Genomic DNA, 18,292 nt, shown 5'->3' with positions numbered 1-18,292 from the left:
CTGCTGCGCCAAACTATTCATACGTCATCCTACAACATGAAAGATTGCGCGGACGTTCCGTATTTACCCTAGGGCAGGCATTATGCCGTGAAAACACCGTTGAGTTAGCCGATTTGTTGTTGTACGATGACGTATAAGAAATCTCAATTCCTACTTAATTGAGCTACCACGAACCTTTCCGACGCTCTGGATACTTATCATGACGACACCGCAGGAACTGAAGCAGATCGTTTCCGAAGGCCTCCTGTCCTTCCCGGTCACCGACTTCGACGAACAAGGCGATTTCCGCGCCGATACCTATGCTGAGCGCCTCGAATGGCTCGCGCCTTACGGCGCTTCGGCGCTGTTCGTCGCCGGCGGCACGGGTGAGTTCTTCTCGCTGACGCACACCGACTATTCGAACGTCGTGAAAACGGCCACCGAAGTCTGCAAAGGCAAGGTGCCGATTCTGGCCGGCGCCGGCGGCCCGACGCGCGTCGCGATCGCCTACGCACAGGAAGCCGAGCGTCACGGCGCGAACGGCATTCTGTTGATGCCGCATTACCTGACGGAAGCCTGCCAGGAAGGCATCGCCGCGCACGCCGAAGAAGTTTGCAAGTCCGTGCCGAACATGGGCGTGATCATCTACAACCGCGCGAACTCCAAGCTTAACGCCGATATGCTCGAAGGTCTGGCCGAGCGCTGCCCGAACCTGATCGGCTTCAAGGACGGCGTGGGCGAGATCGAGAACATGGTGTCGATCCGCCGCCGTCTCGGCGACCGCTTCTCGTATCTCGGCGGCCTGCCGACCGCTGAAGTCTATGCCGCGGCGTACAAGGCACTGGGCGTGCCGGTGTATTCGTCGGCGGTGTTCAACTTCATTCCGAAGACCGCGATGGACTTCTACCGCGCGATCGCCGCGGACGACCACGCGACCGTCGGCAAGCTGATCGACGAGTTCTTCCTGCCGTACCTGGCGATCCGCAACCGCCGCGCAGGCTACGCGGTCAGCATCGTCAAGGCCGGCGCAAAGCTGGTCGGCCACAGCGCCGGCCCGGTCCGCGCACCGCTGACCGATCTGACGGAAGAAGAAATGAGCAAGCTGGACGCGCTCATCAAGTCGCTCGGCCCGCAGTAATCGGATTGGCGTAACCGGATTGACGTAACCGCGGCAGTCGACACCCGGCGGCCGCGCGAACGATGACCGCATAAACGGCACCGCAAAGAGCGCCCGGGACGGCAACGTCGCCGGGCCTTTTTGTACCGCCGCATGAGCACGTATCGACAGGCCCGCGGCTGCATAGTGCGGTCTCGCTGCCAGGGAGAAGTCCGCTCCCGTGCATAAGAAATTCAGGAGATGACCATGGAAATGAGCCGCACCGCGAGTGCCGCCCACGTCGCAAAGCGCACCCGAGTCCGCTACGCGATCCTGTTGCTGATCTTTCTGATCACGACCTTCAACTATGCGGACCGCGCCACGCTGTCGGTGACCGGCTCGGCCATGCGCGCCGAGTTCGGCTTCGACGCGATCCGCATGGGCTACATTTTCTCGGCGTTCAGTTGGGCCTACGTGCTGTCGCAACTGCCGGCCGGCTGGTTGCTGGATCGCTTCGGCGCACGGCGCGTTTACGCGGCAAGCATTTTCTTCTGGTCGCTCTTCACTTTGCTGCAAAGTTCGATCGGTCTGCTGGGCAGCGCGGCAGCCGCCGTCACCGCGCTGTTCGCGCTGCGCTTCGCGATGGGCGCGGCCGAATCGCCGGCGTTTCCCGCCAATGCCAAGGTAGTGGCGAGCTGGTTCCCGACCAACGAACGTGGCACGGCGTCGGCCATTTTCAATTCGGCGCAATACTTCGCCGCCGTGGTGTTCACGCCGCTGATGGCGTGGCTCACGCACGCGTTCGGCTGGCACATGGTCTATGTCGTCATGGGCGTGATGGGCCTCCTGCTCGCGCTCACGTGGCTGAAGGTGATGAAGAATCCCGCTGATCATCCGCGGGTTTCGCGTTCAGAACTGGAGTACATCGAGCAAGGCGGCGGCGTGGTCAACGGCCAGAAGACAACCCGCCCGGCCGGCAGGATCGAGCACACCGGCGGCTGGTCTCTGGTTCGCCAACTGCTCAGCAACCGTATGCTGCTAGGCGTCTATCTCGCGCAGTACTGCATCAACGTGCTGACCTACTTCTTCCTGACCTGGTTCCCGATCTACCTCGTGCAGGCGCGCGGCATGACGATTCTGCAAGCGGGTCTGGTCGCCTCGCTGCCTGCGATCTGCGGATTCTCCGGCGGTGTGCTCGGCGGCATTCTCTCCGACGGGCTGATCCGCCGCGGCCATTCGCTGACCGTCGCGCGCAAGGTGCCGATTGTCGGGGGCATGCTGCTGTCGGTTTGCATCATCGGCTGCAATTATGTGTCGACCGACTGGGTCGTCGTCGCGCTCATGTCGCTTGCGTTCTTCGGCAAAGGCATCGGTGCGCTCGGCTGGGCGGTCGTCGCCGATACATCGCCGCGGGAAGCGCTCGGTCTCTCGGGCGCGATCTTCAATATGTTCGGCAACGTCGCCGGTATCGTGACGCCGATCGTGATCGGCTATCTCGTGGCGAAGACCGGCTCGTTCAACGGCGCGCTGGTGTTCGTGGGCATCAACGCCCTGCTCACGGTGTTCAGCTATCTCGTGATCGTGAAAGACATCAAGCGGGTCGAACTGCGGCCGAGTTGATCGCGTAGCGGTTATCGTACTTCCCTGCGGACGGCGAAATGAGCGTTGCGGCAGGGTAAAACGCAGACGGGAAAGGATTCCGGCGCGGTATCGGACGCCGGTCCGAAAAATGACATGGCGTGGTTATAATCAGTCGTCAGACGACGGTATAATGAAACGCATGAAGTGTCTGCAACTATCTGATTCAAGGGGCGTTTTCGATGGCTACACCACTGGCATCCGCGGCACCGCCACGACGCGCGCGTAATCTTGCCGAGTTCGTCGTCAGCTACGTCACCGAGCAAATTGCGTCCAACGCCTTGAAGCCCGGCGACAAACTGCCCACCGAATCGCAACTCATGGTCACGCTGAGCGTGAGCCGCACCGTGATTCGCGAGGCGATTTCGCGTTTGCAGGCGGGCAAGATCATCGAGACGCGGCACGGCATCGGCAGCTTCGTGCTGGAGCCGCAGCGCGAAAAGCTGGGCATCGACATGGTCCCCGCCACCACCTTGCGCGACGTGTTGTCCATCCTCGAACTGCGCATCAGCCTGGAAACGGAGTGCGCGGGTCTCGCGGCCCAGCGCGCCAAGCCGGACGACCTCGCCCGCATGCGCACCGCGCTCGACGCAATCGAAGCTACGCGTCACAACGGGCTGGACAGCGTGGACGCCGATTTGCAGTTTCATATCTCGGTGGCGCGCGCCACCGGCAACCGCTATTTCGTCGACATCCTCACGCAAATGGGCAGCGCGCTGATTCCGCGCAACCGGCTCGATTCGGCGGGCATTGCGCGCGCGGAGCCGGATGCGTATCTGTCGCTCGTCAACCTCGAGCACGAAAGCATTCTCGAAGCGATCTCGCGCCATGATGCAGAAGGCGCGCGCGCGGCGATGCGCATGCATCTGTCCAATAGCCGCGAGCGCTTGCGGCGGGCGAATGAAGCGGCTGAGGCGAATAGCTGAGTCGGTTCATTCAGTTACACGCCAATGAAAATGGCCGGGATCGCTCCCGGCCATTTTTCATTTCACTCGACCACCCGCCAATTAGCTGCGCGTGATCTCGCCATCGCGACGACGCCACAGATCCAGCGGATTGCTGTCGGTCAGCGCTTGCGGCAGCAGATCAGCCGGGAAATCCTGGTAGCACACCGGACGCAGGAAACGCTCGATCGACGTCGTGCCAACCGAAGTCGCGCGGCTATCGGACGTAGCCGGGAACGGGCCGCCGTGCACCATCGCGTGCGACACCTCGACGCCCGTCGGGAAACCGTTCACCAGAATCCGCCCGGCCTTGCGTTCGAGAATCGGCACCAGCTTTTTCGCCGACGCCAGATCGGCGCTGTCCATCTGCACCGTGGCCGTCAACTGGCCGTCGAAGTACTCGGCGACCGCCAGCATTTCCTGTTCGTCCTTGCAACGCACGATGGTCGAGGCCGGGCCGAACACTTCGTCTTCCAGCGCCGGCGTGGCGAGGAACGTCTGCGCATCGGTCACGAACAGCGCCGCGCGCGCCTGGGTCGGCCCGGTTGTATCGACACCGCGAGCCACGGCTTCGACGCCCTTGATCGCGGCCAGCTTGCCCTCGCCTTCCTCATAGGCCGCGCAGATGCCCGACGTCAGCATGGTCTGCGCGGGCTTGCCGCTCAGCGCGTCGGACGCCGTTGCGACGAATGTCTTGAGCGCGTCGCTGTCGACGGCAATCGCGAGGCCCGGATTGGTACAGAACTGACCGGCGCCGAGCACGAGCGAATCGACGAAGCCGCGCGCGATGCTCTCGCCGCGCGCCGACAGCGCATTCGACAGCAGAAACACGGGGTTGATGCTGCTCATTTCCGCATAGACCGGAATTGGCTCGGCACGCGCCGCCGCCACGCGCATCAGCGACGTGCCGCCCGCGCGCGAACCGGTGAAGCCGACCGCCTTGATCGCCGGATGCGCGACCAGCGCCTCGCCGACGGAATTGCCCGCGCCGACGATCATCGAGAACACGCCTTCAGGCAAGTCCATTTCCTGCGCGACCCGCTGGATCACACGGCCGACCATCTCCGAGGTGCCGAGGTGAGCGCGGTGCGCCTTCACCACCACCGGGCAGCCGGCCGCGAGCGCGGCGGCCGTGTCGCCGCCCGCCACCGAAAACGCGAGCGGGAAATTGCTGGCGCCGAATACCGCGACCGGGCCGAGCGGAATCTTCTGCATGCGCAGGTCCGAGCGCGGCAACGGCTTGCGCTCCGGCAACGGCGAATCGAGCGTGGCGGCGAGCCACTGGCCGGCACGCACGACTTGCGCGAACAGCTTGAGCTGGCCGGTGGTTCGGCCGCGTTCGCCTTCGAGACGCGCCTTCGGCAGACCCGATTCCTGGTGCGCCCGTTCGATCAGCGCGTCGCCCAGCGCCGTGATGCCGTCGGCGATACGCTCCAGGAACTCCGCGCGCACCGTGAGCGGCAGTTGACGGTACGGATCGAACGCTTGCTGCGCCAACTCACACGCCTGTCCGACAAGCGCCGCCGAGCCGCTGCCGAAAACCGGCTCCGCGATATCGGATCCCGTGGCAGGATTGAACGCATGCAATGGTTTTTCCTCGCCGCGCACCGCTTTGCGGCCGATCAGCATTTCGCCGGTAATTGTCATTTGCTTTCCTTGAGTGAAGGCCTAAGATATAGGTCATCCTACAACATTGTGAGGCGTGCGCGCAACCTGAAACGCTTGCCTGGCGAGGAATTCGGGTTAACGTGACCGTTACAATCGGCGAGGCCGGTGCTAATCTGCAATCAAGACATACGACGACCTATAACCCATGTTGAGCCGTCTTCGGAGCTTGCCCGACCCATTGTCGCTTGAGGAAACCCGCCCATGCCCGCCGTCACACCTTACCAGCCCTTACCCAATAGTTTCCGCCGGGCAGTCTGCGGCGGCGAAACCCTGATCGGCTGCTGGGCGTCGCTCGCCAGCCCGATCGTCACCGAGCTGCTCGGCATTGTCGGTTTCGACTGGATGCTGCTGGACGCCGAGCACGCGCCGAACGACGTGCTCACGCTGATTCCTCAACTGATGGCGCTCAAAGACAGCGCCAGCGCGCCGGTCGTGCGGCCGCCCGCCAACGACAGCGTGTTCATCAAGCGACTTCTCGACAGCGGCTTCTCGAATTTTCTGGTGCCGTTCGTGGAAAGCGCCGACGACGCGGCCCGCGCCGTCGCCGCCACGCGCTACCCGCCGCAGGGCATTCGCGGCGTATCGGTGAGTCATCGCGGCAACCATTATGCGACCGTGGCCGATTACTTTAGCGTCGCCAACGACAACGTCTGCGTGATCGTGCAGATAGAAAGCCGCAAGGCTGTCGACTCGATCGACGAGATTCTCGCCGTGGACGGCGTGGACGCCGTGTTCGTCGGCCCATCCGACCTCGCGGCCGCTTACGGCCAACTCGGCAATGCGAATCACCCGGACGTGCAGGCGGCGATCGCGCACGTGTTCGAACGCGCGCAGGCGGCGGGCAAGTCGAGTGGCATCCTCGCCCCGGTGCAGGCCGACGCCGAACGCTATATTTCCATGGGCTGCCGCGTCGTCGCGGTGTGCGCGGATATGGGGCTGCTGAAAGGCGCCGCGCAGACGGTTCAGAAACACTTCATGCAGAAACAGGCGGGCCAGCAGTAACGCGGCCGCCATGACATCTTCGGAGCATTCCATGCAAAAAGCAGGCTTTATCGGACTCGGCATCATGGGCAAACCCATGGCCGCCAACCTTCTCAAGAACGGCGTCGCGCTGGCGGCGTTCACGCGCAGCGGCGTGCCCGACGATCTCGTCCAGGCGGGCGCCGTCGCGTGCGATAGCCCCGGCGCGGTGGCCGCGCAGGCCGACGTGATTTTCATCATGGTGCCGGATACACCTGATGTCGAGCGCGTACTGTTCGGCGAGCAGGGTCTCGCGAGCGTGCTGCGCGCGGGACAAACCGTCGTCGACATGAGCTCGATTTCGCCGATGGCCACGCGCGAGTTCGCGGCCCGCGTGCGTGAGAGCGGCGCGGACTATCTGGATGCGCCGGTTTCCGGCGGCGAAGTCGGCGCCAAGGCCGGCTCGCTGACCATCATGGTGGGCGGCGAAACCGCCACGTTCGATGCCGTCAAGCCGCTGTTCGACATGATGGGCAAGAACGTCACGCTGATCGGCGGCGTCGGCGCCGGACAGGTGTGCAAGGTCGCAAACCAGGTGATCGTCGCCGCGACGATCGAGGCTGTGGGCGAAGCGCTGCTGCTCGCCTCCAAGGCCGGCGTCGATCCGGCGCGCGTACGTGAAGCGCTGATGGGCGGCTTCGCGTCGTCGCGCATTCTCGAAGTGCACGGCGAACGCATGACCAAACGCACTTTCGATCCGGGCTTCCGCATCGAACTGCATCAGAAGGATCTGAACCTCGCGCTCTCGACCGCGCAATCGCTCGGCGTGTCCCTGCCGAATACCGCCACCTGCCAGGCGCTGTTCAACGCCTGCGTCGCGCACGGCGGCAAGGCGTGGGACCACTCGGCAATGGTGCGCGCACTCGAATTCCTCGCCGATCACGAGATTGGCCAGAAAACCGCTTAAGCCGCACGCCGCTGTTTGATGCGCCGCTCCGCTTGCCGTGAAAGATAGGCAAGCAGCGGCGCATTCGTGCATTCCCTCCTCTCTGCCGTGAGTTGACAAAAGTTGCGCCGCTTTTATCGGCAGAGCTTTTTTACAAATATTAAGGATGCCTTACGTAAACAAACGGCTTTGACGAACTGCCTCTGCATCCCAAAAGTAGCAACGATTACTGACAACGCCCGCAAAGGGCAAGGAGACATCCGTGGCAAACATAGATAAAACCAGCGGCAAGCGGGCAGCATCGAAAACACCCGGCCAGGCCGAACCGAATTCGCCCGCTCGCCGCGCGTTTATCGTGCTGGCGGGTACATCAGCGGGGGCGACGTTGCTCGGCGGCCTGTCCGCTTGCGGCGGCTCGGTCAACGGCGGGACAACCACGCCGCCGGTCGTGCAGGATCCGATCTGGGGCACCTCGGGCGCCGCGACACAGATCATCGCGTCCTTGCAGGGCATCACCCAGTCGATGTTTCCCATACGCGACTTCCTCGTCACGCAGTACGGCGCCGCACCGTGCGCCGTCGTCGCCGCGACCAATCCGTACACAGGCTCGGCGTCGGCCGTGAGCCCTGGTTCGAACCACACCAACGCCGCCGCTTCGTTCGACTCGCGCCCCGCGTTTCTCGCTGCGATCCAGGCCTGCAACGCCGCGGGCGGCGGACGCGTGGTCGTGCCGGCCGGCACCTGGTACTGCGCCGGACCGATCGTGCTGCTGAGCAACGTGAACTTCCACCTCAGCGCGAATTGCACGATCTATTTCAGCCCGAACCCGGCCGACTACGCGAAGGACGGCCCGGTCGCTTGCGGCGCCAACGGCAATCTGTTCTATAGCCGCTGGCAGGCAAACGATTGCCTGAACTACGGCTCGCCGGTGTACGCACGCAACCAGACCAACATCGCGCTGACCGGCGAAGACGCGACCTCGGTGCTCAACGGGCAAGCCATGACACCGTTCGCCGGCAGCGGCAACACCGCCACGTGCTGGTGGACCTTCAAGGGATCGAATGGCGCGTACGGTTGCGTGAATTCGTCGACGCCGTCGCAGGTGTATCTCAATCCGAAGAACGTCGACCTGAAAACCGCCGCGCCGGGCATTTCCGATGCGCTTTATGCGCAGCTGACCAGTCCCACGACGCCGTGGCAGGAGGACCAGAACTACCTGCCCGCGCTCTCCGAAGCCGGCGTGCCTGTCGCGCAGCGAGTCTTCGGCGTCGGCCACTATCTGCGTCCGTGCATGGTCGAGTTCATCGGCTGCACGAATGTGTTGATGGAGAACTACTGCACCAACAACACGCCGTTCTGGCAGCATCATCCGACCGATTGCAAGAACGTCGTGATTCGCGGCGTGACGACCAACAGCATCGGCCCGAATAACGACGGCTTCGATCCGGACGCGTGCGACAACGTGCTGTGCGACAGCGTCACGTTCAACACCGGCGACGACTGCATCGCAATCAAGTCGGGCAAGGATCTGGATACGCAATACGGCCCCGCGCAGAATCACGTGATCCAGAACTGCATCATGAACAGCGGCCACGGCGGCATCACGCTCGGCAGCGAAATGGGCGGCGGCGTGCAGAATATCTACGCCCGCAATCTGCAGATGCTCAATCAGAACTGGGCGACCAATCCGCTGAACATCGCGATTCGCATCAAGACGAATATGAATCGCGGCGGCTTCGTGAAGAACTTCTATGTCGATACCGTCACGCTGCCGAACGGCGTCAGCCTGAAAGGCGCGGGTTACGGCAGCGCGTTGCTGAGCGGCAGTCCGATCAACGCCACGGTGCCGCTTGGTGTCGTGACAGCGGGCGCGGCCAATCCGTCGGCGGCACAGGGCGGCCTGATCACGTTCGACTGCGACTATCAGCCGGCCAACGACGCCATTCGCATCCGGCCGGCGGTCGTGCAGAACGTGAACATTTCAAACGTGAAGGCGAGCAACGTGACGCTTAACGGCGTGACCGGCTCGTGCTTCCAGGCGATCGTCGCGCAAGGCCCTGTCGCGTTCGACTACAACGGCGCGGCCCCGACGCCGACCATTCCGCCGATTACCGGCGTGACGATCTCGAACTGCAATCTGGGCACGGCCGTTTCGGCCGGACCCGCGAGCGCGACCACGCCCGGGCCGATCTACGCGTACAACGTCAACGGCATTACGTTGAACAATGTGGTGATCGGCGCGACGACCTATAACACGACGGTGGTTGATAAGCGGTAAGCATCACGCGGTTGAACGGCTGGGCGAAGCGCGAGCTTCGTCCAGCCGTGAGGACTGAAACAACGCAGTGAACAAGAGCAAAAAAATGGCGACGCCCGAAAGCGCCGCCATTTTCATTTCCCGACTCGCTGAACCAGCGTCCGGAATTCATCGTCACTTAACGCGCCTCACTTGGCCACCGCACTCGCCGGGGTCCAGCGCGGCTCGGGCGTCTTGTCGGCGCTCTTCGCCAGCAGACACACAACCGCAGCCGCGATGATGTCGAACACCGCCAGCACCACGAACAGCGGGCTGTACCCGACCTGCGTAACCAGCACGCCGAACAGCGCCGTGAACGCAGCCGCGCCCAGGTAGCCCGCCATGCCGCCCATGCCGGTCGCGGTCGCGACTTCGTTCTTGCCGAACATATCCGACGTGATCGCATACAACGCACCCGACAAGGTCTGATGCGCGAACCCGCCGACGCACAGCAGCGCCACCGCCACATACGGACTGGCCACGAGGCCGACACAGGCCGGTCCGATCATGAACAGCGCGCCGACCACGAACACCATTTTCCGCGACGTGAACAACGACACCTTCACGTACTTATGAAACAGCGGGCTGAGGTAGCCGCCCAGCACGCAGCCGATGTCGGCCGCGAGAAAAGGCATCCATGCATACAGCGCGACTTCCTTCAGATTCATGTGACGCTCGGTCATCATGTACAGCGGAATCCACGCGTTGAAGGTCTGCCAGGCCGGCTCGGACAGCATGCGCGGAATGCCGATCGCCCAGAAATCGCGGCTGCCGAGCATGGCAAACCAGTTGCGCTTGGCGGCGCCGGCGTCGCTGTGCTTCGCTTCCTGGCCGCTGAGAATGTAGTCGCGTTCAGCGTCGCCCAGCAGCTTCTGATTGCGCGGATGTTTGTAGAGCACCATCCACACCACGCTCCACACGATCCCGGCCACGCCGACGATCACGAAGGCCAACTGCCATTCGCCGTGCAGCAATGCCCACACCACCAGCGGCGGCGCCAGCAACGCGCCGATCGACGAGCCGATGTTGAACCAGCCGATCGCGACCGAGCGCTCCTTGGCCGGGAACCACTCGCTCGTCGCCTTGACGCCGGCCGGAATGCCGGCCGCCTCGGCAATGCCGAGCAGCCCGCGGAAGAACGCAAGGCTGCGCCAGCCCGTCGACCACGCCGCCGCGGCGCATGCCAGCGACCAGGCGAGCGCGAACGCCGCGAAGCCGATCTTGGTGCCGACCGTGTCGAGCAGGAAGCCCGCGACCGGCTGCATGAATGCATAGCAAAGCTGCCACGCCACGACCACGTGCGCATACTGCTCGGTAGTGATGTGGAGGTCTTTCATCAACGTCGGCGCCGCGACTGACAGCGTATTGCGCGCGAGGTAATTGATAATGAGCCCGGCCGCGACCAGACTGACCATCCACCAGCGGATGCCCTTGATTTTCATTGCTGCGTCTCCTCGTAATCCTGAACGGCTTAAACAGGCCGCGTGGCGGAAGCGGCCGAGCCGTCCGGTGCGGTGTCATCGCGCGAATAATCGATACCCACGAAGCTGCCGCCCTGGAAGCGCTGGCCCAGCGCGTCGAGCGGATTCGGACGCGCAAGGATTTCCTCGGCGTAGACCTCGGCATCCTGGGTCGGCTGATAGCCCAGACGTTCGGCGCCGCTGTTGTCCCACCAGCTGCGTGTGTTGGCCGACACGCCCCAGATGGTCAGGAAGCCGACGTTCTCCGCTTCGACGCAACGATCGAGGAAATGCAGCAGATCGCGATGACCGAACCAGGTGCTCAAGTGCCGAGGCTCGGTCGGCCGCTCGAGACAACTGCCGATGCGCACGCAAACACTCTCGATGCCATGCTTGTCCCAATACATTCTGGCGAGCGCTTCGCCCCACACTTTGCTCAGTCCGTAGAAACCGTCCGGGCGCAGTTCGCAGTCGAGGCTCAGATGCTCGGTGACCGGATACATGCCGATCGCGTGATTGGAACTCGCGAACACGATGCGCTTCACACCTTGCCGGCGCGCGCCTTCGTACACTTCGACGAGTCCGCGCAGATTGTTTTCGATGATCTCGGGCAGCGGACGCTCCACACTCGTCCCCGCGAAATGGATCAGGACGTCGACGCCTTCCAGCAGACGATCCACGACCGCCGGATCGCGCAGGTCGCCGTGCATCACGTCCTCGCCATCCACGAGCGGCACCAGGGCCTTCGAACCCGCCGCCGAACGCAACGGCGTGCCGCGCGCGACCAACGCGGCGCGTACCACCGAGCCTAGCTGGCCGCCGGCTCCACTGAGAGCAATCTTCTTCATAAGCATCCTTTCCTGCGCCGCGCGCGATCGAACTTGGGTACAGCACTCGCTTCTGTCATCACGGCAGTGTCTGCCGGTTCAGCGTTAGTTGTACGATAACGTACTATCGGCGATGCCAGGCCGGATTTCAATTAGGCACTTACCCTTATTCGGATTCGCTGCAACCTTGTTTCTCCTTATCAAACAAGCAAATACACTTCGATTATTTATGTGACATCGTATAACTAGGACGACCTTTTACGCAGATGCACGACCTGAACAACCGCGCCGGCCGCTCCGCGCGGACGCCCACAATCGCGTAGACTTGATGCGCTCCCGTTTAAGCCGACCTGCCGCCATGACCCGGCGCAGCGTCCCTCTTCAATTCATCATTTAGCGCCGCACGTCACCATGCTCACTGCCCGCTGTCCAGTGCAACCCGTTGCCGTGCCGGCTGAATCAGGCGTCGCGCGTTTCTATGACGCGCCGGACCTGGCCGACGCGTACGCCGTCCGCTTGCCCGAGAACGCCATCGACGATCCGGAATTGCTCGCGCGCTTCGTGTTCAAGCATCAGGCGGGATGGGTCGCGAAACTGATGAGCGTGCGCGATGCGATCGTCGCGCGTGCCGGCTTGAAGACTGCCAGGCAGTTACGCAGCATCAAGGATCCGGCCGCCGCAAGGGAGCGCCTCGACATCTTCAGGATCTACACGCGCAGCGCGCACGAGATCATCCTCGGCGAAAACGACCGTCATCTCGACTTCCGGGTTTCAGTGCTGCAGCAGACCCGCAGCACGCGCGAAGGCAGTTCGCGCTATCTGATCCTGTCGACCGTCGTGCATTGCCACAATCGACTCGGCCGTTTCTATATTCGCGCGATCGCGCCGTTCCACCGGCTGGTGGTGCGCTCGTCGTTGCAACGAGCCGCGCGGATCGGCTGGCCGACCGCCTGAAGCGGCTCGAACCGCGGGCGCGAAGGCCCGCGGTTCAGGCTTGAGTGCGACCGGGCGCGCGTGCCTGCACACGACCCGCCGCGCTCGCGGCATCAATACAAATCACCGCAGCATCGCATCACGATCCGATGAACTCCAGCAGGTCGCCGTTCACCTTGGCGGCCTCGACGGTGCACATGCCGTGCTGGCCACCCGGATAGACCTTCAGCGTGGCGTTCTTCACGATCTTCGCGGTCAGACGGCCGGCGGCATCGATCGGCACGATCTGGTCGTCATCGCCGTGCAGCACCAGGGTCGGCACGTCGATCTTCTTCAGGTCTTCGGTGTAGTCGACTTCGGAGAACTGCTTGATGCAGTCGTACAGCCCCTTGATCGAGCCGGCCATGCCCTGGACCCAGAACGAATCGATCACGCCTTGCGACACCTTCGCGCCCGGACGGTTGTAGCCGTAGAACGGCAGCGCGAGATCCTTGAAGAACTGCGAGCGGTCGTCTTCCACGCCTTTGCGGATGCCGTCGAACACGTCGATCGGCGTGCCGTTCGGATTGTTCCCTGTCTTCAGCATCAACGGCGGCACCGCGCCGATCAGCACGGCCTTCGCGACGCGTTGCGTGCCATGCCGGCCGATGTAATGCGCGACTTCGCCGCCGCCTGTCGAATGGCCGACGAGCGTGGCCTCCTGCAGATCGAGGTGTTCGATCAGCGCCGCGAGATCGTCGGCGTAGGTGTCCATGTCGTTGCCGTCCCACGTCTGCTCCGAGCGGCCATGCCCGCGCCGGTCATGCGCGATCACGCGAAAGCCCTTGCTGCCGAGAAACAGCATCTGCGCGTCCCAGGCGTCCGCGCTCAACGGCCAGCCGTGCGAAAAGACGACCGGGCGGCCCTTGCCCCAGTCCTTGTAGAAAATGCTCGTACCGTCTTTCGTCTTGATCGTGCTCATCTGCTGACTCCTTGTAGTTGAAGTCTGCCGTTGCCGGCAGGTGGATGATGCGTGCCTTCTCGAAGCATTCTCGCGGCGCGCGACACGACGCCCATTCAGGCACGACATGCCCTGCACCACATCTGGATAACGGATTCGCGACGCGCCGGGCCGTTCGGCTGGTCGGTACGTCGGCTATGACTATTCGAAGCGGATAACGGGAAAAAATATTGGACTGGCTATACGGCGTGCACGCGCCAACTAGCATGCGCTGTTTTGAAAAATGCTGCCGTCTGGCTGCCTTCATGGTATGGGCAATCGGGCTTGATGGCTAGCCGCCGCGCGCATGGAAAGTCGGTTCGGACGGAGCGATTGTCGGTTGATGACGAGCGAATCCCAATTGCCGAATATCGCCTTGCCGATCGAATCGCCGAGCAAAGTCGTTGCCGCGGGAAACACTGCAGCCGCGTCAGAAGCGTAGAACGCGCCGCGCGACAATGCTGCAGCGCGGTCGATTGCCGCAGTTGCGCAGCCAAAGTGTGCATGCGCCCGCATAGTGCTCAGCGATGCGATCAGAAAAAATTGATGTTCATCAACGGTTTGCCGTCCCAAAAAAGAAAATCACCATAAAACAAGGTGGTTTTTTGACGCACGTCGCGTCGCAGCACAGAACTCGACCATCCCCTACTCTTGCGCCATCTGCCCAGCGCAGTGCGCACCGACAACGGTCGACGCGCGTAGTCCGCCCTCACGGATCCCACGCACTTCAAGTACGTCACGCTCATGAACTCCGCTCTATCGGCATTCGATCTTGCCCGCATCCAGTTTGCGTTCACCGTCTCTTTCCACATCGTTTTTCCGGCGCTCAGCATCGGCCTCGCCAGTTTCATCGCCGTCCTCGAATGGCGCTGGCTGAAAACCCGCAAGGCGTACTACAAAGACCTTTGCCTGTTCTGGTCGAAGATCTTCGCCGTGGCCTTCGGCATGGGCGTGGTTTCCGGCGTCGTGATGAGCTATCAGTTCGGCACCAACTGGTCGGGCTTCTCCAGTTTCGCCGGCCCCGTCACCGGCCCGCTGTTGATGTACGAAGTGATGACCGCGTTCTTCCTCGAAGCGGGTTTCCTCGGCATTATGCTGTTCGGCTGGCAGCGCGTGAGTCCGCGCGCGCACTTCGGTGCCACGCTGATGGTGGCGGTCGGCACGCTGATCTCCACCTTCTGGATTCTCGCCTCCAATAGCTGGATGCAAACGCCGCAAGGCTTCGAAGTCGTCAACGGGCGCGTCGTGCCGCTCGACTGGTTCAAGATCGTTTTCAATCCGTCGTTCCCATACCGGCTCGCGCATATGGCGCTCGCGGCGTTCATCGTCGCCGCGCTGGTGGTGTCGGCGGTCGGCGCGTGGCATCTGCTGCGCGGACGGCGCGATCCGGCCGTCAAGAAAATGTTCTCGATGGCGCTCTGGCTGCTGCTGATTCTCACGCCGATCCAGGCATTCGTCGGCGATCAGCATGGGTTGAACACGCGCGAATATCAGCCGGCCAAGATCGCGGCGATCGAAGGTCTGTGGGACACCGAAAAAGGCGGCACCGCGCTAAACCTGTTCGGCATTCCCGACATGCAGGCCGAAACCACGCGCTATGCCGTGTCGATTCCGCATCTCGGCAGCCTGATCCTCACGCATAGCTGGGACGGCGAAATTCGCGGTCTCAAGGACTTTCCGCCGCAAGACCGGCCCAACTCGACGGTGGTGTTCTGGAGCTTTCGCATCATGGCCGGCCTCGGCGTGCTGATGATCCTGATGTCAGTCGCCGCGTGGGTACTGCGCCGCCGTGGACGCCTCTTCGAATCGAAGTGGTTCCAGCGCGTTGCCGTGGCAATGGGACCGACGGGTTTCATCACGCTGCTGGCCGGCTGGGTCACCACCGAAGCGGGCCGTCAACCGTGGGTCGTGTACGGCGTGATGCGCACCTCGCAGGCCGTGTCGCCGCTCACCACGCAGCAGGTCGGCATCTCGCTGATGACGTTCGTGGTCGTGTACTTCCTCGTGTTCGGCACAGGCGTCTACTACATGCTCAAGCTGATGCGCGCGGGTCCGGCGCTGCCCGGTCACACGCCGCACGACGCGCCGGAGCGCTCGTCAAACGAGACCGCGCGCCGCCCGCTTTCCGCCGCCGATCACATGATCGACGCCGCCTGAACCACCCTGCTGCAGCAGCTACTTGCGATAGAGAAAAAACATGGACGTAACCGTAGTGTGGGCCGCGATCATCGCGCTGGGCCTTTTCATGTATGTGGTGCTGGACGGCTTCGATCTGGGCATCGGCATCGTCTTCCCGTTCTTCCCCGATGAGAAGGAACGCGACCTGATGATGAACACCGTCGCGCCGGTGTGGGACGGCAACGAAACCTGGCTGGTGCTCGGCGGCGCGGGTCTGTTCGCCGTGTTTCCCGCGGTCTATTCGACCGTGCTGTCCGCGCTGTATCTGCCGCTGATCTTCATGCTCGTGTGTCTGATCTTTCGCGGCGTGTCGTTCGAGATTCGCGCCAAAGCGAATCGTACGAAGCATTTGTGGGATCTGGCGTTCATCGGCGGCTCGGCGGGCGCGACGTTCTTTCAGGGCATTGCGCTGGGCGCGTTCCTGCAAGGCATCCCCGTGATCGACGGCGCATATGCCGGCGACGCCTTCGGCTGGCTCACGCCGTTCAGCCTGCTCACGGGCCTCGGACTCGTGGTCACGTATGCGCTGCTCGGCTGCTGCTGGCTGGTGGCGAAGACCGAAGGCGATCTGCAACGCCGGCTGCATCGCGTGGTCTGGCCGCTGACCGTCGTGCTGCTCGGCTTCGTCGCGATGGTCAGCCTGTGGACGCCGCTGCAGGATCCGAATATCGCGCAACGCTGGTTCCACGACGGCCTGTTCTACCGTCTGCTGCCGGTGCCGTTCCTCGTGGCGGTCGTGGCATTCCTCATGCATCGCGCGGTACGCGAGCGGCATCACAACACGCCGTTCGCGCTCGCGCTGCTGCTGGTGCTGCTCGGCTACGCGGGGCTGCTGGTGAGCTTGTGGCCGTATGCGATTCCGTCGAGCATGACGCTCTGGGAAGCGGCCGCGCCGCGCTCGAGCCAGATGTTCACGCTGGCCGGCGCGGCGGTCATTCTGCCGATCATCATCGCCTACACGACGATGGGTTATTGGGTATTTCGCGGCAAGGTGCGTCATGGCGACCAACATCACTATCACTGAGCAGACGGACGCCGGCGCGACTCACGGCGCATCGACAGCATCGACAGCAGCGGCGGCAACGGCGCGCAAACTGCCGGGCTGGCTCTGGTTTATCGCGCTGTGGTGCTTCGGCGTGGGCTCGGCGATGTCGCTCGGATTCGCATTCAAGATTTTGATGAATGCGACGTTATTTGCAGTCAAATAGAGACTGCTTCAGCGCACTTCGATCCGGCGCGCATAACCTTCGGAATCCTTGATGGATGCCTTCAAAAAAGGGCCGTTCCGCTCGTCTACCATGCAAGCCGGAACCTATGCGCGGGAGACCTGCCTTACAGATCATGTGGCGCATCGGATCAGTCGGCGATTTAACGAATATACGGTTATATAAGCGGCCGCCGCAAGGTGCGCCGCGCCACCGATCAGGCATATGATCGCGGGGTGGGCGGCAATGATGCGATTCACGAGGCTAGAAGTAAAACGAGACCCTATAACGGCGGTAGCCCACATCGGGCAGGCCCGACTCGCGGAGACATCATGAAGTTTCTTGTAGCCGACGACCATGAACTGATCCGGCAGGGTGTCAAAGGCATGCTGCGCGGCCTCGATCCCGACGCCCAGTTCGACGAAGCCGACAACTGGGAGACGCTTGCCCTGCTCGCGCGTCCCGACGCCGATCACGATCTCGCCATTGTCGATCTGCATATGCCGGGCATGAGCGGCGCTTCATCGCTCGAAGTGCTGTTGAAAGCGAATCCGGCGCTCCCGCTCGTCGTTCTCTCCGCCGAAGAATCGCCCGACGAAATGCGCGCCGTGCTGGCCGCCGGCGCGCTCGGTTTCGTGCCGAAGCGCCAGCCCGCCAGCGTCATGCTCAAGGCGATCGAACTGGTGCTCTCAGGCGGTGCCTATGTGCCGATGGAAGCGCTCAGCCTGCTGGGCTCGCGCGACGCGCAGGCCGCGCCCGCGCGTGCCGAAGCGCTCGCCGAACCGGCGCCGCAGCATGTGGCTCCGGTCGGTGCGCACGCAGCCAGCCAGGGCGGCGCCACGCTCACCGAACCCCTTACGCAGATCCAGGCGTTGCAGCCGCACCAGCAGCATCTGCTGGAGAATCTGTCGCCGCGTCAGCAGGACATCATGCGGCTCGTGCATCGTGGCTGGACCAACAAGATGATCGCGCGCGATCTGGGCGTTGCGGAAGGCACGGTGAAGGTGCATCTGTCGGTGATCTTCCGGGCACTCGGTGTGCATAACCGGTCGACGGCGATTGCCGTCATCAATGGCTGGCTGGAAGCTGGGAAAACCCTGTAGCACGAGGTCGGCGGCGGCCGGCGGGCGCGCCGCCGTGTGCAGCAGGCGCGCCTTTACTTTTGCGCCGCCCATCCACTTCT

Annotated in this window: 16 protein-coding genes; 11 read left to right on the top strand and 5 right to left on the bottom strand. The window is 63.1% G+C overall.

All coding sequences use genetic code 11. The features are described 5' to 3' along the window. Nucleotides 1-199: 199 nt before the first annotated feature. The 3 genes from kdgD (at nucleotide 200) to B0G73_RS10965 (ending at nucleotide 3,639) form a co-directional block, all read left to right on the top strand. Nucleotides 200-1,117 carry a 5-dehydro-4-deoxyglucarate dehydratase gene (kdgD, locus tag B0G73_RS10975; protein ID WP_106280583.1) on the top strand — a complete coding sequence of 306 codons (918 nt, stop codon included), beginning with the start codon at nucleotides 200-202 and terminating at the stop codon, nucleotides 1,115-1,117. A gap of 225 nt (nucleotides 1,118-1,342) precedes the next feature. Further along, nucleotides 1,343-2,695, top strand: a complete 1,353-nt coding sequence (locus B0G73_RS10970; protein WP_106280581.1) for an MFS transporter — start codon at nucleotides 1,343-1,345, stop codon at nucleotides 2,693-2,695. Nucleotides 2,696-2,895: 200 nt separating this feature from the next. Beyond that, nucleotides 2,896-3,639 (top strand): FadR/GntR family transcriptional regulator, encoded by a 744-nt coding sequence (locus B0G73_RS10965; protein ID WP_106280579.1) that lies wholly within the window; start codon nucleotides 2,896-2,898, stop codon nucleotides 3,637-3,639. Nucleotides 3,640-3,720: 81 nt separating this feature from the next. Here B0G73_RS10965 and B0G73_RS10960 read toward each other — a convergent pair whose 3' ends face one another. Further along, nucleotides 3,721-5,304 (bottom strand): aldehyde dehydrogenase (NADP(+)), encoded by a 1,584-nt coding sequence (locus B0G73_RS10960; RefSeq protein WP_106280578.1) that lies wholly within the window; start codon nucleotides 5,302-5,304, stop codon nucleotides 3,721-3,723. 222 nt (nucleotides 5,305-5,526) lie between these two features. Here B0G73_RS10960 and garL point away from each other — a divergent pair, with 222 nt between their 5' ends. The 3 genes from garL (at nucleotide 5,527) to B0G73_RS10945 (ending at nucleotide 9,509) form a co-directional block, all read left to right on the top strand. After that, complete coding sequence (gene garL, locus B0G73_RS10955; protein ID WP_106280576.1) at nucleotides 5,527-6,327, top strand: 2-dehydro-3-deoxyglucarate aldolase; 801 nt, start codon at nucleotides 5,527-5,529, stop codon at nucleotides 6,325-6,327. 31 nt (nucleotides 6,328-6,358) lie between these two features. Next, on the top strand, nucleotides 6,359-7,252 hold the full coding sequence (locus tag B0G73_RS10950) for a 2-hydroxy-3-oxopropionate reductase (protein WP_258193267.1): 894 nt from the start codon (nucleotides 6,359-6,361) through the stop codon (nucleotides 7,250-7,252). Between the two features lie 241 nt (nucleotides 7,253-7,493). Further along, nucleotides 7,494-9,509 (top strand): glycoside hydrolase family 28 protein, encoded by a 2,016-nt coding sequence (locus B0G73_RS10945; protein ID WP_106280573.1) that lies wholly within the window; start codon nucleotides 7,494-7,496, stop codon nucleotides 9,507-9,509. A 167-nt stretch (nucleotides 9,510-9,676) separates the two neighbouring features. Here B0G73_RS10945 and B0G73_RS10940 read toward each other — a convergent pair whose 3' ends face one another. Together B0G73_RS10940 and B0G73_RS10935 are read right to left on the bottom strand one after the other, a co-directional pair. Then, nucleotides 9,677-10,969, bottom strand: coding sequence for an MFS transporter (locus B0G73_RS10940; RefSeq protein WP_106280571.1), 1,293 nt, complete (start codon nucleotides 10,967-10,969; stop codon nucleotides 9,677-9,679). A 29-nt stretch (nucleotides 10,970-10,998) separates the two neighbouring features. After that, nucleotides 10,999-11,835, bottom strand: a complete 837-nt coding sequence (locus B0G73_RS10935) for an NAD(P)-dependent oxidoreductase (RefSeq protein WP_106280569.1) — start codon at nucleotides 11,833-11,835, stop codon at nucleotides 10,999-11,001. A 390-nt stretch (nucleotides 11,836-12,225) separates the two neighbouring features. Between B0G73_RS10935 and B0G73_RS10930 the strand changes: the two genes are divergently transcribed. After that, on the top strand, nucleotides 12,226-12,768 hold the full coding sequence (locus B0G73_RS10930) for a DUF2867 domain-containing protein (RefSeq protein ID WP_106280568.1): 543 nt from the start codon (nucleotides 12,226-12,228) through the stop codon (nucleotides 12,766-12,768). Nucleotides 12,769-12,886: 118 nt separating this feature from the next. On the opposite strand, the gene B0G73_RS10925 is transcribed toward B0G73_RS10930, so the two are convergent. Then, nucleotides 12,887-13,708: an alpha/beta fold hydrolase gene (locus tag B0G73_RS10925; protein ID WP_106280566.1), complete on the bottom strand. Its 822-nt coding sequence runs from the start codon at nucleotides 13,706-13,708 to the stop codon at nucleotides 12,887-12,889. Nucleotides 13,709-13,990: 282 nt separating this feature from the next. After that, nucleotides 13,991-14,299, bottom strand: a complete 309-nt coding sequence (locus B0G73_RS10920; RefSeq protein ID WP_146144165.1) for a hypothetical protein — start codon at nucleotides 14,297-14,299, stop codon at nucleotides 13,991-13,993. A 171-nt stretch (nucleotides 14,300-14,470) separates the two neighbouring features. On the opposite strand from B0G73_RS10920, the gene B0G73_RS10910 reads away from it, so the two are divergent. The 4 genes from B0G73_RS10910 to B0G73_RS10895 all read left to right on the top strand — a co-directional run bounded on the left by B0G73_RS10910 (nucleotide 14,471) and on the right by B0G73_RS10895 (nucleotide 18,212). After that, nucleotides 14,471-15,883, top strand: a complete 1,413-nt coding sequence (locus B0G73_RS10910; RefSeq protein WP_106280561.1) for a cytochrome ubiquinol oxidase subunit I — start codon at nucleotides 14,471-14,473, stop codon at nucleotides 15,881-15,883. Between the two features lie 40 nt (nucleotides 15,884-15,923). Next, nucleotides 15,924-16,928 (top strand): cytochrome d ubiquinol oxidase subunit II, encoded by a 1,005-nt coding sequence (cydB, locus tag B0G73_RS10905; protein WP_106280559.1) that lies wholly within the window; start codon nucleotides 15,924-15,926, stop codon nucleotides 16,926-16,928. Beyond that, a complete protein-coding gene (locus tag B0G73_RS10900; RefSeq protein ID WP_106280558.1) occupies nucleotides 16,903-17,112 on the top strand; it encodes a hypothetical protein in 210 nt (69 codons plus the stop codon). The genes cydB and B0G73_RS10900 overlap by 26 nt, the downstream gene beginning before the upstream one ends. 329 nt (nucleotides 17,113-17,441) lie before the next feature. Beyond that, a complete protein-coding gene (locus B0G73_RS10895) occupies nucleotides 17,442-18,212 on the top strand; it encodes a response regulator transcription factor (RefSeq protein ID WP_106280556.1) in 771 nt (256 codons plus the stop codon). Nucleotides 18,213-18,292 lie beyond the last annotated feature (80 nt).

The sequence above is a fragment of the Paraburkholderia sp. BL25I1N1 genome (assembly GCF_003002025.1).
Lineage (GTDB): Bacteria > Pseudomonadota > Gammaproteobacteria > Burkholderiales > Burkholderiaceae > Paraburkholderia.
This window is presented reverse-complemented; position numbering and strand designations above follow the sequence as displayed.

Excerpts from the sequence above, each read along its gene's own strand:
- kdgD (WP_106280583.1), top strand. The coding sequence starts at position 200 with ATGACGACACCGCAGGAACTGAAGCAGATCGTTTCCGAAGGCCTCCTG.
- B0G73_RS10970 (WP_106280581.1), top strand. The coding sequence starts at position 1,343 with ATGGAAATGAGCCGCACCGCGAGTGCCGCCCACGTCGCAAAGCGCACC.
- B0G73_RS10965 (WP_106280579.1), top strand. The coding sequence starts at position 2,896 with ATGGCTACACCACTGGCATCCGCGGCACCGCCACGACGCGCGCGTAAT.
- B0G73_RS10960 (WP_106280578.1), bottom strand. The coding sequence starts at position 5,304 with ATGACAATTACCGGCGAAATGCTGATCGGCCGCAAAGCGGTGCGCGGC.
- garL (WP_106280576.1), top strand. The coding sequence starts at position 5,527 with ATGCCCGCCGTCACACCTTACCAGCCCTTACCCAATAGTTTCCGCCGG.
- B0G73_RS10950 (WP_258193267.1), top strand. The coding sequence starts at position 6,359 with ATGCAAAAAGCAGGCTTTATCGGACTCGGCATCATGGGCAAACCCATG.
- B0G73_RS10940 (WP_106280571.1), bottom strand. The coding sequence starts at position 10,969 with ATGAAAATCAAGGGCATCCGCTGGTGGATGGTCAGTCTGGTCGCGGCC.
- B0G73_RS10935 (WP_106280569.1), bottom strand. The coding sequence starts at position 11,835 with ATGAAGAAGATTGCTCTCAGTGGAGCCGGCGGCCAGCTAGGCTCGGTG.
- B0G73_RS10930 (WP_106280568.1), top strand. The coding sequence starts at position 12,226 with ATGCTCACTGCCCGCTGTCCAGTGCAACCCGTTGCCGTGCCGGCTGAA.
- B0G73_RS10925 (WP_106280566.1), bottom strand. The coding sequence starts at position 13,708 with ATGAGCACGATCAAGACGAAAGACGGTACGAGCATTTTCTACAAGGAC.
- B0G73_RS10910 (WP_106280561.1), top strand. The coding sequence starts at position 14,471 with ATGAACTCCGCTCTATCGGCATTCGATCTTGCCCGCATCCAGTTTGCG.
- cydB (WP_106280559.1), top strand. The coding sequence starts at position 15,924 with ATGGACGTAACCGTAGTGTGGGCCGCGATCATCGCGCTGGGCCTTTTC.
- B0G73_RS10900 (WP_106280558.1), top strand. The coding sequence starts at position 16,903 with ATGGCGACCAACATCACTATCACTGAGCAGACGGACGCCGGCGCGACT.
- B0G73_RS10895 (WP_106280556.1), top strand. The coding sequence starts at position 17,442 with ATGAAGTTTCTTGTAGCCGACGACCATGAACTGATCCGGCAGGGTGTC.